This is a genomic window from Microcystis sp. M_QC_C_20170808_M3Col (genome assembly GCF_007095505.1).
Lineage (GTDB): Bacteria > Cyanobacteriota > Cyanobacteriia > Cyanobacteriales > Microcystaceae > Microcystis.
Map to the genome: position 1 here is coordinate 1 of NZ_SFBY01000171.1, position 14724 is coordinate 14724.

17 protein-coding genes and 2 pseudogenes are annotated in these 14724 nt (G+C 40.6%); 8 read left to right on the plus strand and 11 right to left on the minus strand.

Features of this window, described 5'->3' with window-relative positions:
• Window positions 1-120 precede the first annotated feature (120 nt).
• The 11 genes from EWV84_RS07795 to EWV84_RS07845 form a co-directional block, all read right to left on the minus strand.
• A complete protein-coding gene (locus tag EWV84_RS07795; RefSeq protein ID WP_158199315.1) occupies window positions 121-333 on the minus strand; it encodes a type II toxin-antitoxin system HicA family toxin in 213 nt (70 codons plus the stop codon).
• A 1-nt stretch (window position 334) separates the two neighbouring features.
• Complete coding sequence (locus EWV84_RS07800) at window positions 335-541, minus strand: type II toxin-antitoxin system HicB family antitoxin (RefSeq protein WP_287077550.1); 207 nt, start codon at window positions 539-541, stop codon at window positions 335-337.
• A 169-nt stretch (window positions 542-710) separates the two neighbouring features.
• A complete protein-coding gene (locus tag EWV84_RS07805) occupies window positions 711-923 on the minus strand; it encodes a type II toxin-antitoxin system HicB family antitoxin (RefSeq protein WP_287077551.1) in 213 nt (70 codons plus the stop codon).
• A 175-nt stretch (window positions 924-1098) separates the two neighbouring features.
• Complete coding sequence (locus EWV84_RS07810) at window positions 1099-1347, minus strand: hypothetical protein (protein WP_024969916.1); 249 nt, start codon at window positions 1345-1347, stop codon at window positions 1099-1101.
• A gap of 27 nt (window positions 1348-1374) precedes the next feature.
• Window positions 1375-1542 carry a hypothetical protein gene (locus tag EWV84_RS07815; protein ID WP_287077553.1) on the minus strand — a complete coding sequence of 56 codons (168 nt, stop codon included), beginning with the start codon at window positions 1540-1542 and terminating at the stop codon, window positions 1375-1377.
• Window positions 1543-1734: 192 nt separating this feature from the next.
• Complete coding sequence (locus tag EWV84_RS07820) at window positions 1735-2184, minus strand: GUN4 domain-containing protein (RefSeq protein WP_287077554.1); 450 nt, start codon at window positions 2182-2184, stop codon at window positions 1735-1737.
• A gap of 544 nt (window positions 2185-2728) precedes the next feature.
• Entirely contained in the window at window positions 2729-3940 is a 1212-nt protein-coding gene (locus EWV84_RS07825; protein WP_287077555.1) for a DUF4407 domain-containing protein, read from the minus strand.
• Window positions 3941-4010: 70 nt separating this feature from the next.
• Window positions 4011-6563: an SPFH domain-containing protein gene (locus EWV84_RS07830; protein ID WP_287077556.1), complete on the minus strand. Its 2553-nt coding sequence runs from the start codon at window positions 6561-6563 to the stop codon at window positions 4011-4013.
• Window positions 6564-6599: 36 nt separating this feature from the next.
• Window positions 6600-7181, minus strand: a complete 582-nt coding sequence (locus EWV84_RS07835) for a GUN4 domain-containing protein (protein WP_323801803.1) — start codon at window positions 7179-7181, stop codon at window positions 6600-6602.
• On the minus strand, window positions 7181-7660 hold the full coding sequence (locus EWV84_RS07840; protein ID WP_002792945.1) for a hypothetical protein: 480 nt from the start codon (window positions 7658-7660) through the stop codon (window positions 7181-7183). Before EWV84_RS07840 ends, EWV84_RS07835 begins: the two co-directional genes overlap by 1 nt.
• 392 nt (window positions 7661-8052) lie before the next feature.
• Complete coding sequence (locus tag EWV84_RS07845; RefSeq protein WP_287077557.1) at window positions 8053-9021, minus strand: phosphate ABC transporter substrate-binding protein; 969 nt, start codon at window positions 9019-9021, stop codon at window positions 8053-8055.
• A gap of 264 nt (window positions 9022-9285) precedes the next feature.
• Here EWV84_RS07845 and gpmI point away from each other — a divergent pair, with 264 nt between their 5' ends.
• The 8 genes and pseudogenes from gpmI to EWV84_RS07885 all read left to right on the plus strand — a co-directional run.
• The gene (gene gpmI, locus EWV84_RS07850) at window positions 9286-10884 is read left to right on the plus strand and encodes a 2,3-bisphosphoglycerate-independent phosphoglycerate mutase (protein ID WP_287077558.1); all 1599 of its coding nucleotides are present in this window, start codon (window positions 9286-9288) and stop codon (window positions 10882-10884) included.
• A 332-nt stretch (window positions 10885-11216) separates the two neighbouring features.
• Window positions 11217-11450: a preprotein translocase subunit SecG gene (gene secG / locus EWV84_RS07855; protein ID WP_002736485.1), complete on the plus strand. Its 234-nt coding sequence runs from the start codon at window positions 11217-11219 to the stop codon at window positions 11448-11450.
• Window positions 11451-12167, plus strand: coding sequence for a peptidase (locus EWV84_RS07860; RefSeq protein ID WP_287077559.1), 717 nt, complete (start codon window positions 11451-11453; stop codon window positions 12165-12167). It begins immediately after the preceding gene.
• Between the two features lie 236 nt (window positions 12168-12403).
• Window positions 12404-12649: a UPF0175 family protein gene (locus tag EWV84_RS07865; protein ID WP_024968493.1), complete on the plus strand. Its 246-nt coding sequence runs from the start codon at window positions 12404-12406 to the stop codon at window positions 12647-12649.
• Window positions 12646-13146 (plus strand): PIN domain-containing protein, encoded by a 501-nt coding sequence (locus tag EWV84_RS07870; protein ID WP_287077560.1) that lies wholly within the window; start codon window positions 12646-12648, stop codon window positions 13144-13146. The genes EWV84_RS07865 and EWV84_RS07870 overlap by 4 nt, the downstream gene beginning before the upstream one ends.
• Before the next feature lie 93 nt (window positions 13147-13239).
• Window positions 13240-13407 (plus strand): annotated as a pseudogene (locus EWV84_RS07875) (peptidase); the annotation flags it as partial.
• Between the two features lie 199 nt (window positions 13408-13606).
• Window positions 13607-14335, plus strand: coding sequence for a hypothetical protein (locus EWV84_RS07880; RefSeq protein WP_287077562.1), 729 nt, complete (start codon window positions 13607-13609; stop codon window positions 14333-14335).
• Window positions 14305-14529 (plus strand): annotated as a pseudogene (locus tag EWV84_RS07885) (hypothetical protein); the annotation flags it as partial. The gene EWV84_RS07880 and the pseudogene EWV84_RS07885, both read left to right, overlap by 31 nt.
• Window positions 14530-14724 lie beyond the last annotated feature (195 nt).

The window sequence follows — 14724 nt, forward strand, 5'->3', positions numbered from 1 at the left end:
CCTTCTTGTAGTACATCGCTTGGTACAAAAAACAAGGGCAACAAAGCCTGAAACTCCTGACTCCTGACTCCTGACTCCTGACTCCTACCCCCACCGAAAAACTTTTTCAGCAGACCCTATTTAGAGTAATTTACGGAACTCTTCAATAGTTAAACCAGCATCTTGAATTATCCCACCCATTGTAAAAGCTTTGATGGGGTTATTTCGAGGAATGGTTACTTGACGTATTCCATCACTCATCACGATATGTTTACTCTGACGTATTATGTTAAATCCCGCTTTTTCTAAAGCGCGTACTGCTTTAAGATGATTGATACCAGCAAGTTTAGGCATATCAAAACTTATTAGCAGTTACTTCAATTTCTCTTATTTCGACACCATGCAATCTATCTTTTAATGCTGCTAAATAATCCTCAATAGCATCTTGAATATTAAGGACTGCTTCTTCTTCTGTATCACCCTCAGACCAACAACCAGGTAAAGCAGGTACGCAAACGCTTATCCCTTCTTCAGACCGATAAATAGCAATTTGGTATTTCATTTTTTGTATATACAATATTTGCTTTTCTGCATCATTATAACATTAATATTATCACAATCGCAAAAACCCTAATAATTTCGTAAGAAAACCTCAAATGTCGCAGTTTGAAAAAACTCCGAAACACTTTATATGCTATAACTTACAAGTCGCAGCGAGAGAAACTTCATCATTAGGTAAATAATAGTCGTCCTTTTGGTTCAGGAATGACTCGTTCTAGTTGTTTTGCAGTTTCAATCCATTCTTGAATAACAAGTTCAGCATTTTGTACAGCTTCTTGATAGGTTTCTCCATCTGCCATACATCCTGCTAATTCTGGAACTTCAACAATAAAAGCTCGATCTTCCTCACTCCAATAAATAATTAATTCATAGCGAATTTTCATCTTTCCCTCCTAATTTATATTTTAAAATTAGATTACGAATTTGTTTGACTTGATAAGTTGTGTAGGTTGGGTTGAACAGAGTGAAACCCAACAATTATAGGCTTTGTGTTGGGTTTCGTGCCTCAACCCAACCTACTACTACTACTGAACCAGAGAACAAAGAATCATCATAACATTATTGATCATCTGGCAAAGCTAAAATTTCATCCCCAATTAAATCAGATAAATTTTCGGTATGAACGTGCAAGTGAGTAATTGAGCCTATTAATTCTGCCAAAATATCCCCTTTTTGGTCATCAGTTAGGCTTGGTAATTTAAGCTGACTTAGTAAGAATAAAACCGCCTCGCATTCTTCACCTAATTCAGATAATAGAGTGGCCAAGGTAGAGTTGACTTTCAAGGGTTTTTCAGTGTTTGAAATCATTGCTTATTTTCCTCTGTTTAATCGCTTTTATGCTCTAGATAAACTTTTTTCTAAACCTTTAATTTCTCTTTCCCAGTAATTAATTAAGTTTTTATCGGGGGATTCTTTTTGTTTCTCATTGGCAATTTTTTGATGATGGTTCAGAATTTGATCACGAATGCTTTCAACAGATTTACGAAATTTCTTTTTTGACAAGTATTTACTCCTAACTTGCGCTGGTTAATATCTATCGTAATTATAAACCATAGATTATGTAGGGGAAAATGGCATTTACCCTCCTGGGGTGACGGTGACAGGTATCGAATCGCTGAACCCCTGATAACCTCGTGTGGAAACGATGTAGGATCGGAGTTTGAAAAAACTGCGAAACGCTTTATATGCTACAATTCACAAGCCGCAACGCGAGAGGAGAGATACACAAAACCTCTGCCCATCTTCCACATAACACACCCATGTTGGCAGGTGTCCTTTGGGTGCTGATGATGGTGCGTTTGTACTCCATGTTAAATCTGAATAAGTTTTCCATTTTCCGTTGACTCGCCAGCCGACTGCGTCCCCAAAACGAGCGTAGGCTTGCTCATTATAGTCGCCGATCGGGTTGCCTGTCTGCTTGTAGATAGCCAATTGTACGGAAAAGCCAAACTGGCCACCGGAAGCCGCTAACCACTCTCGATCGATCATTCGCAAATCCTCACAGGAAAACTTCTCGGCGGATTTGCTGTCTATCCATCCTTCTTTTTCTCGTTTAGCGGCCGCCAGTATTAAATACCAGGTTTTTTGATCCGCCTCTTTCCATTTCTTTTGTTGTAGGAGTTCTCGTAGCGTTGTATAGTCCACGCCAGTGGTTGAGGAGATAAGGGTACTTCTCAGTGGACTAGAAGACGTTGATGTTGAGGGGATGGGGCAGCAGTAATAGAGGGTTGAGTAACCGTTTGAGAGGAAGAAGAATCTATAATTAGGGTTGGCTGAAAAAATCTAACAACCTTGTTGGGTAAGACTTTTAGACTTTTTGTCAATCAAAAAGTACCAGGCCTGGGAGTGATCAGGGGGAAAATTGAGGTACTTTTTCCCTGAAAATTAGGTAATTGGCCACCTCAAAACTGGTAAAACCCCACACCCCACACCCCACACCCTACTCCCAGGAAAAACTTTTTGCCGCAAACCCTAAGTAGGTGGGTGGAATTAAATATGAACGTAGGTTGGGTTGAAGCATGAAACCCAACACCCGCATGGGTTACGCTACCGCTAACCCATCCTACAAATAATTGTGCCTCCCTACTTATAAAAAAATGCAATCACTATTTCAAAATCATAGGGATCGCAATTCTAGAGATTATTATTGATCTTTAAAAATATCATTATCTTTATCTTAAGATAAAGTTTAATCTACTAAATCTTCATAATTAGTTACTCGCTCTCTACATAACTTAACAAAGTTAGCAGTTTCTTCATCATGTTGCTGATAAATATTTTTTGCTTTATTCATTTGTATATCTTCGATTTTTTCTTTATTTCTTTCTCTAAGTCGGATATATTCAATTATTAAAGCTTCAATATTTAGCTGAAAATTTTTTAGTTCTTTCATTTTTGAGAGTTCTTTTTCTGCCATTTTGCCAAGATTTTCTTGATTCATTCTATCGATAGTTTCTTTCTCAAGCAGTTTTTCATAAAGACCTTCTTTCGACAAGATTTTTACCAAAACTGGAGCAATTTCAATAATAATTAATAACAGAGTAATTAATTTATTTGTAATAGCAATAGCAGGATCATCTTTCGATAATGCTTCTAGGGCTGAGATACGATCTAAAAGACTTCCTTCTTGCCATTCCTTTTTCTGCGGTGTCTTGATACTCAAACTTGATTGTTGTTTTTTGATTAAACTATTTTTTTCCTTGAGTAAATCTTGGATTATATTATCCAAAAAAGTAACACTTTTTTCTATTGTTTCTACATTTTTTTGTCTTTCTTTTGCAATAGTGCCGACACCGGCTTTACCTGTCACACCTTTACCTTCTATTTCTTCTATCGCATCTATACGAGCTTTTTGTAAAGCGTCTGAAGCTTGATTTTTTTCTCTTGTGAGATTGTCAATCTCTTCATTTATTTTATTGATCCTTTTGACATCTGGAGTATCTTGATCTTTTCTGCTTTCTTCTCTTTCTCTTTCTCTTCTTTGTTGGCTAATTTTTTGATTGATTTCACTCTCAAACAATCTTAACTCTAGAGGTTTAGCAACGATAAAACCTAAAAGAATCGCTATGCTTAAGCGAGTGACGGCTCCTACCCAAAATTGTAGTTTTGATGAAGACTTATTTTGACTAGCTGTAAGTATAAAAAAGCGATCTAAGTTAAAAATTATGCTACCCCAAATAAAACCCAAAGAAATTGAAATTGTTAAAGAGCCAAAAACCGTAAAAAGTGCATAGCCTCCTGAACAAAAAGCCATTATTGCCGTGAGAATAACGGTTGTGCCGATAGACTCATATTTATACCTTTCTGTGCGACAACTTTCTTGAGACAAAACTTCTTGGTCTGCACCCGCAGACCAGATTAAAAATTTTTGTACAGAATTGAGTCGTGTTTTAGTTAGCACTTGATTACCTTAGTTAATGGTTATGCCTCTTAATTCAGAGCAAAAATAAAGGAATTAACGCTCTCTGAATTTAATCATTTTCAGAAGGGGGGAGAATTTCATATTCTCGTGACATATTAATTTGATCATTTTGTCTTTTTGATTTCGCCGAGTCCCTTAAGATTTCTAGGAACGCCATCTGCATAGCACTGGCTTCAACAATCCCTCCACCACCAGAAGTATTACCACCACCGCTACTACCACCAATGAACACTTCTGGAAGTTTAATTTGGGTGTTAGCGTATGCCTCAGCCCATTTCCCTTCTGATTCTAACTGAGCATAAATCGCAGGACTAAGAACCTGAACTCTTTGACGAAACTCTTCCATACGAATACCAGACTCAATTTTCTCGTCTTCGGTTTTCATGTCAGATTCTGCCCGCATCCGCTTTAACTCAAGCTCATCTTTTTCTTGTTGAATTTGTGCATCTGCTTTTGATTCCTCAAGTTTAGCTTTAGCATTAAGAGTTGCTACCTCTAAATTACTTTGAGCCTCAACTATTTTGATTTGAGCTTTGTTTTCCTCTTGCTGTTTGATGAGAGACTGACGGGCTTGTTCAGTTAACTCTTGTCGTTTATAGTTTTCGGCTTGTTGTTTCAGAATTTGACGCTCTCTTAATAGCTCCTCCAATTCATCAGGCAAATCAATGTCTGTAATCAAAGTCTGGATTGACTGTACGCCATAATCATTAAGTGCCTTTTTAATAAAATCTGCTGCATGCTTTTGAATAGCGCTTCGCTTACTAAAAAAATCAAGAGCCTCAAAATACTGAGCGGCATTCTGAAAATAAGAATTCACTAAAGGGGCTAAAACTCTACCGACTAAATTTCTGATAGCAGGAGATTTAACAGATTTCTTATCAGTAATATTATCAAGAGCATTAGAATACTCTAGGCTCAAAGGATCAATTGCTTGAGTACCGACTTTGAGAATCATTTGTGGAGCATCTTTTGCTGCTATGCAGATAGTCTGAGTTAATTGCAACTGAAAAACAAAACCATCTTTTGATCGAAGTTGTAATGGCTCAAGGATTTTATCATAATTATCCGCATCTTTTCCTTCCGCTTTAGACCACTCTAGGATAATCTCGTTTGTCGGAACAACATGAACACTTTGAATTCTTCTGTTTATCGGATACTTACTTGGTAGAAGGGGCTTGCGCTGTACGCCTTTTTCTCCTTCTTTTGAAAGCCGATCATCATTTTCTGACTCGTTATCTTTGCCGACATAAGAAATAATCACCCCGACTTGCTCGGCAAGAATTTCAATCAATGGTACTTGCTCAACACAAACAAACCAGGGATTGAGAATCCAGGAACCTTCCTGTAAAAATTCTTCCTGTAAGCCTTTATAGCCCCCAGCTTCGATAAATTTTTGAGGTTTCTGAAAATTATCATGACCTTTAATTGTATCCCCAGCAATTACACCTTCAGGAAGAGTTTTTCCTTCAAGTGTAGTAACAATACCGATTTTGTCTTTGGCCACAGTATAAACCTTTAATTCTTCAGGGTTTACATTGTACTGAGTGGCATTAGCAGAAGTAATAACAGTAAACAAGTCAGTGTTGATCTGATAAGTCCTCGCAGGTAGAACTGCCAACTGTTTGCCACTTTCACCACCATTTTTAATAAAAGCTTCAGCATCTTCAAAATTTTGGCATTCAACAACTTTACCTAAATTCCTATCTTCGGGGCGGGTTGCTCCATCATTAGCCACAACTAAGCCAATTTCTCCTTGGGGAACTTTAGTGACTGAATCAATTTTAATTTCAAACAAATCGGTATTAATTTGATAGGTTCCAGGTGTTAAAAAGGCTAATTGTTTACCACTTTCTCCGCCACTATTGATAAAAGCTTGAGCATCTTGAAAATTATTGCATTCAACAACCTTACCAAAAGTTCGATTTGGAGGCAACGGCTTGCCAAAGGTAGCCCGAACCAATCCTACTTGATCCTCCGCAATGCGAATACATTTTACATTTTTTACTTTAAAGATATTGGTATTAATCTGATAGGTATTGGCGGTTAAAATTGCCATTTGTTTACCGCTTTGACCACCATTGTCCCAAAAAGCTTGGGCATTTTGAAAATTATTGCATTCTACAAACTTGGCAAAGGCTTGACCTGGCGGTAGAGGTTTACCATCCCTCGCTTCCACGAGTCCTACTTCATCTTCACGGATACGAATAACGTTAACAATCTCAACAGAGAATAGCTCAGTATTAATATAATAAGTACCATTAGTCAAAATGGCTCGTTGTTTTCCTTTTTGTCCACCATTATGGATAAATACCCTAGCATCTTGAAAATCCTTACACTCGACGACTTTTCCAAAGTTTTCTCCTGGAGGCAAGCTTGCCCCGTCTTTTGCATCCACTAATCCCACCTCATCAGAAGCAATCACAATTGCCTTAGCAATGCGAATTTCCACATTAGGCAAACTCAAATGCCGTCCAGGGGTAAGCACCTCCGCTTGTAAACCACTTTCTCCATTGAGAGCAACTCGACGACCCGCAGGCAAGGGACGACCAAATCGTTTATAAACAATGCCTACTTCATCTTCTTTGATATTAATAAAAACCATTGATTTTGTCTCCTTTTGCTATTTTAGAAGGTAAATTTATAAGCGAGGTAAAAAATCTTTGAAAGCATCCAGCCATGTTCCTAACTGATCAGTATCGGAAGGAAATCTAAATGTAGGTAAATGACCGTCAGGGGCATTTAAAGAAAAGTCAAAATCATCATAGTTCATTCGCAACTGATCATTGACTTGCCAACTTACTTGTTTAGCAAATTTATAAAATACTAAAGCATCAAACACACCAATTTCACCTTGAACATTCAGCCAGATATTCTTTTGTACACTATAACCAAATTTACCTTTGCTGGCATCTAACCAGAGAAGATCTATTTTTCTGATGTCTTCAGAGGGAATTTCGTCAATACTTAGTAGCCAACCTTGTTCAGTTCTCTCGGCAATACGAAGCAGAATCTGCATTGTTTCCCAATCTGCTTCTTTCCATTTTTTCTCAGCTAATAAAATTGAAAGCTGTTCGTAACCTTCTTGTGGTTCAGGTCTGTCCTCTTGATCTAGCCGTAATCTTGCTTCATCCGCTGGACTAGACGCTAATACCAGAATTGTTTTTGATGAAATATTTTGAGGAGTTTCTTTTTGTTGGGCTGATGAGACATCCTGCCCTATTACTTTTTTAGGCGTTGCACTGCCTTCATAAAAGTAGGAAAATAGCGATTTAAGAAATTTTCCGTGTCCAACTCAGCCTCGTAGGAAATTCCCACAAAAGGAGGAATCGAAGAAACAACCGCTTTAAGTTTAGCGGCGGCTGTTGGACCGGGTTCTTCGACTTTAGCGAGGATTTTTTGCAAATATTCTATAACTTCTGCATTTTCTCCCCGAAGTTGTCCGACTCCTTCCACAAATTCGGCGATAACAACTTCTGCGTCTGCTTCTGAGATTTTAACTAAATTAGACTGACCAGCGATAATTTGCCAATATTCCTGTTCATAATCTCGAATGGGTTTAAGAATTTGTAACCGAAGTTGCTGTTTCAGGATTGTTTTACCACCTGCTGGAGCCGTAATAATAGCCTCTTCCGTCTCCCTTCTTTGTTCATAAAGCAGTTTAAGATGGGACTCAATCTCATTCAGACGATTTTTGTTCATAGCTTAATTCTTCACCTTCAATTAGTCTGGTAATAGTGACATACTCGTCGCTAAAAGCGAGGGCTTCCTCTTTCATCGGCCAATGCCTCCGCCAAGTGGTTCCTTAGCTTTGGTCTTACTCAGCCTCCGCAGGTTTTGCTCTTCCCTAAAGAAGGCACTAACTGGCGTAATAGTTTCCTATCACCGAGGCAGACTCTCTGTGTCCCAAAGAGTATAAGTAGGGGTTTTTTGTCTCCCAGCCATAATCTCACAATAACAATTAGCAGGCCTTGGGGCAATTCTAGCTAATTAGAATTGGAGGTGTCTAGTCTTTATACTGTCGAAAAATGTAGCGGGGGCATTCATCCGACATTTTAGGTAAAATTTCTCAGATTTTCGGACATTCTCGCTAACTACTTTTGTAGGTCTTCATTGGCCCGAAAAATCGCTTCTTGACCACCACTAGAGGTCACAAAACCCATAAAAGCTTTGACCGCTTCACTAGCAGGTTCTTTGTAAACGTAGTAAAGGGTACGCTGCCAGGGATAATTAGGTTCACTGGGTAAAATTCCCTCAATAGCGATCGCCCTGACGGTTTTTTGGTTGGCGATTTGGCTATAGGTGGCGTAACTAATGCCATTCAGTCCCAAAACTCGCAAAATTGGGGTGGTGGCATCCCTCACCATCATTTGAAAATTAGTTCCTGTACCAAATTCTGCCCCTTGCAGCACTTCCTGACGAAAACTTTGATAAGTGCCACTAATGGGAGGACGATTAATCACTTGAATAGTAGCAGTAGAACCGCCCACCTCCGACCAAGAAGTGATTTTTCCGGTAAAAATATCTTTAACTTGGGCAGTGGTTAACCCTCCCGCAAAGGGGTTTTTTACTCCCACCACAATAGCGATTGCATCTCGAAAGATCGGACTAGAAGCCAGTCCCTGAGAGCGTTCCGACTCGGTTAAAGGTCGTGACACCGCCGCAATATCGATCGCCCCCCGGGCCACTTCCTCTAATCCTATATCAGATCCTTGAGCATTTGTCAAGACCTCTACCCCCTGAAATTTGGCAGTTAAAGCGGCTTTTAAGGCTTGATTAATCTGTACCATACTGGTAGCGCCGTTAATGCGAATTGTCGTGCCACTGGGAATAGAAGTCGGTGGGGCAAAACTGACCACTCCCTGGGGTGAGGGGGGAGGAGGTAAGGGAGAGGAGGTGCTTCCCGATGTTGGGGGTTTTTGCGGACTTTTGCCGCTGCCACAGAGAAAGAATTCTTGACCCGCGGCACATTGACTTTGCAGCCAGAAGTAACCCCCACCTAAAATGCTCGCAGTGGCTAAAAGAGCGATTATTAAAGCAGTTGTTTCGTTTTTTTGAGACATAATTATTCAGTGAGCGGTGATCAGTTAGGGGATTTGGGGAGATGGGGATTTGGGGAGATGGGGATTTGGGGAGATGGGGAGATTTCAGCTAAATTCCCCACCCCCCCACTACCCCAACACCTAACACCTAACACCCCACTACCTCACTACCCCATCATTTGCTGACATTAGGGGGTCGATCGCCTCCACATCGGTGATCAATGGAAGTTTCGATGATATTATCTTAGTGCATGGAAATCCACTCTTGATTTAGGACTGTATATCATGACCCACGCACCTATATCCCCAGTCGTGCTGGTTATCCTTGATGGTTGGGGTTATCGCCCGCAAAGGTCCGATAATGCGATCGCAATGGCGAAAACCCCGATTATGGATAGTCTCTGGGAAGTGTATCCCCACACCTTAATCCGCACCTCCGCTAAGGATGTAGGCCTACCAGAAGGACAGATGGGCAACTCGGAAGTTGGCCACCTGAATATCGGAGCGGGGCGAGTTGTACCACAAGAATTAGTACGAATTTCCGATGCGATCGAAGATGGTTCGATTCAACAAAATCAGGCTTTATTAAAACTCTGCGGGGAGATTCGCCCCAAAAAAAGCAAATTACACCTAATTGGTTTATGTTCTGAGGGGGGAGTCCATTCCCATCTCGCTCACTTACTGGGATTATTAGACTTAGCGAAAGTGCAAGGGATTAGCGATGTCTGCATTCATGTCATCACCGATGGTCGCGATACCAATGTCACCGACGGGATGCTCGCTATTAAACGGATTCAAGAACATATTAATAAAATCAGTCTCGGTCGCATGGTGACTCTCAGTGGGCGTTATTATGCCATGGATCGGGATCACCGTTGGGATCGGGTCGAAAAAGCTTATAACGTTATGACCAGTGATCAAGGTATTGACGGGCGATCGATCACGGAAGTATTACAAGCATTTTATGACCAAAATATTACCGATGAATTTATTCCCCCCACTAGGATTGCACCGGGGGCGATCGAAGCGGGCGATGGGGTGATATTCTATAATTTCCGTCCCGATCGAGCTAGACAGTTATGTTATGCCCTGACTATGCCCGATTTTGAAGATTTCGATCGAGATTTAATTTCTCCGCTTAGTTTTGTCACTTTCACCCAATACGATCCGAAATTACCGGTAGATGTGGCCTTTGCTCCCCAGAATTTAAATAATATCTTAGGACAGGTGATCGCTCAACAGGGATTAAAACAATTTCGTTGTGCAGAAACCGAAAAATATCCCCACGTCACCTACTTTTTTAATGGGGGGTTAGAAAAACCTTTTGAGGGAGAAGTGCGCGAATTAATTCCTAGTCCGAAAGTCGCCACCTATGACCAAGCTCCGGCCATGTCGGCAGCCGCGGTGACAGCAGCGGTCTCTGCGGCGATTGAACAGGGGATCTATAGTCTCGTGGTGGTCAATTACGCTAACCCCGATATGGTGGGTCATACGGGCATTTTAGACGCGGCCATGAAAGCAGTGGAAACGGTGGATCTATGCTTGGCTAAGTTGTTAAGTAGCATCAATAAATTGGGGGGAACAGTGTTAATCACCGCGGACCACGGTAACGCCGAAACGATGGTGGATGAGTCGGGTAATCCTTGGACCGCCCACACGACTAATCCCGTTCCTTTAATTTTAATTGAAGGGGAAGGGAGAAAAATACCGGGCCACGGTGGCGATGTGCAGCTGCGGGATGATGGTCGTTTAGCCGATATTGCCCCCACTATCCTCGAAATTCTCCAAATTCCCGTCCCAGTAGAAATGACTGGGCGATCGCTGATTAAACCGGCCGAGGTGGAAATTAAAGCCAGTCGCACTCCCGTCCGAATCTCGCTTTAACAGTGATCAGTAATCAGTAATCAGTCATCAGTGGAAATAATTAAAAAATTGGCTAATTAGCAGAAAAATGACCAATAAAAACCGCTCTCTTGCAGTTATGGTGATCAGCAAATCTTATCGAAGAAAGGGCGTAGGGCATCTTTGAATGTAAGATAATGAACATTTTTCAGCCAATTTCCGAGAGAGCCATAAAAATTTAAAACTTACATCTGATAACTGATAACTGATAACTGATAACTGATAACTGATAACTGATAACTGATAACTGATAACTGATAACTGATAACTGATCATCTGCTATACTTTGTAATGGAAAATAGAGAGTAATGATCATGACAGTGGTGCTGGTAGTACAGATTATTTGGGCGCTGGCGGCGGCCTTTCTGGCGATTTTGGTGTTATTACACAGTCCCAAAGGGGATGGTATTGGCGGTATTGGCGGTCAATCACAGATTTTTACCAGCGCAAAAACAGCGGAAAAAACCTTAAATCAGGTGACTTGGGCGTTGGGGACGGTATTTATCACCCTAACTATTGTACTGAGCGCCGGCTGGTTAAATCGCTAAATGCTGAGAGGTCGGTTCTCTTTTCTAGGACTCGCAGCCTTGGCGAGTCTTTTGCTGTTTTCCTATTCTTTGATCGCCGACAGTCGATCGCTACCGGAGTTAAAAACCCATCCTTTACCCGCTAATTTAGCCCAATGGCAAGAGCAAAACCAACCCGGGGATTATTTTGATGCTGTGGAAATCAGTCCCGTGGGGGCGTTGATTTGGTCGCAATTTCCCGTGAAGATTTACGTTCAAAGCGATCGCAGTTCTTGGCTGAGTTTGGTACAACAGGCGATCGCTGAATGGGGGCAGTATTTGCCGATCGAGTTGGTTAATCGGGCAGAATTGGCCGATATCCTCATTAAACAGGAGTTACCGCCTTCGGGAGTCCGTTTTAATCCCGAAACCGGTAAGTTAGAACTGCCCCGGGTGCGTTCTGCCATAACACAATACGAGATTTTTGTCAAGGAAAATCGCTTAACTCATCGGATGAGTATCCAGATTAGTCCCAATTTAGCCGCTCAGTCGGCTTTAGCGGCAGTGCGTCACGAATTAGGTCACGCTTTGGGAATTTGGGGTCATAGTCCCCTGGAGACGGACGTGATGTATTTCGCTCAAACTAGAGATATTGCCCCGATTTCTAGCCGGGATATTAACACTTTAAAAAAGGTTTATCAGCAGCCAACTAAGTTAGGTTGGCAGATGGATAAGCTAGGGTATCTAATACCTGAATAGGTAAATATTGCTCTTCAGTCGGTTCTGCTATAAGTTATAGATATAGTTAGTATAACCGACTGAGATAGAGAAGGTTAACCATCGCTTAAACCTCTATTTCCTCTAGCCAAGCTTGAATCGCGCTGAGGATATTGGTTTATGTCTGTCATGTCTGCAAAGGTTTGGGCGCAATACCAGAGGACTTAGCGGCACTATAATAGAAGGAGAAAGATAAATCAAATTAATCTGTCCTAATTATGAGCGTTGTCATTCCTGATGAGATTTTTCAAGCTTCTGGTTTGTCAGAAGAGGAACTATTGCAAGAAGTTGTCTTGATGTTGTATGAGAAAAAGCGAATTAGTATAGGTAAGGCAAGCAATCTATTGGGAATCAATTTAATTGAATTTCAACATCTTCTAGCTAGTAAAGATATGTATATTCATTACGATATTGAGGATTTGCACGAAGATGTAAACACTCTCAAACGATTGGGTAGATTATGAAAATTGTTTGTAATACTTCGCCTCTAACCAATCTAGCTGCTATTAATAAATTAATGCTCATTCGAGAGGTTTATGGAAGAATTACCATTCCTAATGCTGTCGCTAATGAAATTGCAAAAGTAGGAACTATCTATCCGCAAGCAGGTTCAATTCCTTCTCAAGATTGGATCACTGTTTGTCCAGTAACTAACTGGAGAAAAGTTCAGCATTTGCAAGGACAAAATTTAGATAGCGGGGAAGCTGAGGCAATAGCAATTGCTCTTGAATTGGATGCAGAGTTGTTGATTATTGATGAGCAATTGGGTAGAAAAATTGCTCTGACTGAAGGATTAAATATTACTGGTTTGTTAGGCGTTTTATTAGAAGCAAAAAGCAAAGGTTTGATTTTTGAAATTAAACCTGTTATGGATAATTTAATAGGTCAAGCTAAGTTTAGAATTGCTTCAAGTCTTTATCTTGAGGTTTTACGTTTAGCCGGTGAGGAAAATTATCTTTAAGTCCAGATACATCTTCAGCTTTCTAGGATAGTTTGATGAATCCATCTCAAAATCACTTCGTTTTGTCGCATTTGGGGATTGTTAAGATGAGTAACGGATGTGATGTATTTCGCTCAAACTAGAGATGTTCCCCCGATTTCTAGCCGGGATATTAACACTTTAAAAAAGGTTTATCAGCAGCCAACTCAGTTAGGTTGGCAGATGGATAAGCTGCTTAATGGTGAGGTAAAAAGTTTTCGTTTTCGGGAGACAGGAGACTAGGAGAAGAAAAAAGACAACAGACGACTACAATATCTGTATAACCTCTGATTATGTCAAATTTATCTGGTATTTTAGATATTCTGATCTGATAGCAGCTCAAGAGCTTACTTTTGCCAGAAGTCTAATAGCCAAATGTTCTGGGAATATTTTGTGCTATAACAGATGGATTAATTTAACTATCCGGATCACAGAAAGAATCATGTTTAAACAGACCAAAATCCTCGGTTTAACGATTTTAGCTTCAGTTTTCAGCTTTGCGCTCCCCTCAGCTAAAGCGGCTAATGTTCAGTTTAACGCCCAGGGAAATATCATCGGCATTAAGGATCTAGTCGTCGATAATTCTTCCTACAATGTTAATTTTGTTCAGGATACTTTTAGCAATTTATTCGGCAATCCTTCTAATTTAAATCTTCAACCCACCTTTTGGCTAAATGCTCAGGGTGCGGAAGCGGCACGGAATGCCATTGATAATGTCTTAACAACGACTTATCCCGCTTTAATTGCCTTGGGAGAGACGCAAAACACGCGGGATTATGTTATTCCGCAACAATCTGCCTTCTTGGGTGTCATAGTCATTGATAGCCAAGGCAATTTTACTTATCCTTCTGATTTGTTTGGCGCTGTCCGGGGAAATTATCTATCGTATTATGAAGGTCGTAAATGGCAAGAATTATTGGAGCAAATGTATCAAAACGGAGGAATGTGCGCTTGCACGATCAATTCCAATATTAATCCCGATATATATGGAATCGCTATTGATGCAACCCGTACCTTTGCGCTTTTTTCTCCTAATCAGGCTCCGGTTTCTGTTGCTACAGCAGCAACCATTCCCGAACCTGATAGTTTGATGGGTGTCATCGCAATAGGCTTATCTATTTTCTTTTTCTTTCCCCAAAAATTCAATTTACCGAAGCATCACAAGGTTTAGAAGTGAGCGTTTCCGGCAATACCAACAGCATCCAAGTGGGGTTAAATCCGCGACTACCGATCGCCCAAATTCAAGGCAGTTTTTTATCGCGTTATCTTGCTAACGAGGCGAGCGTGGCGATAATTTCCTTTTCTGGCGGTTTGATCGTTTCCTTGCTTTCGCGGTTATTTGATAATTTTGCCGCTTCTCCCTAAAAACTACCGTCCCGCTCGCTAAACTGCCAAATTGATAAGATCCTTTGACCTTTCGCCGCCTTATTGAGCAGAACTAGGTATTGTAAAGTTTCAATACAAATATAGTCAGATATAGCCAGCCATGGTAATATGTGAACACGAAACTATCAGACTAGGCAAAAAAAACAGGAATAAGTTATCGAACGGCTTGGAGGT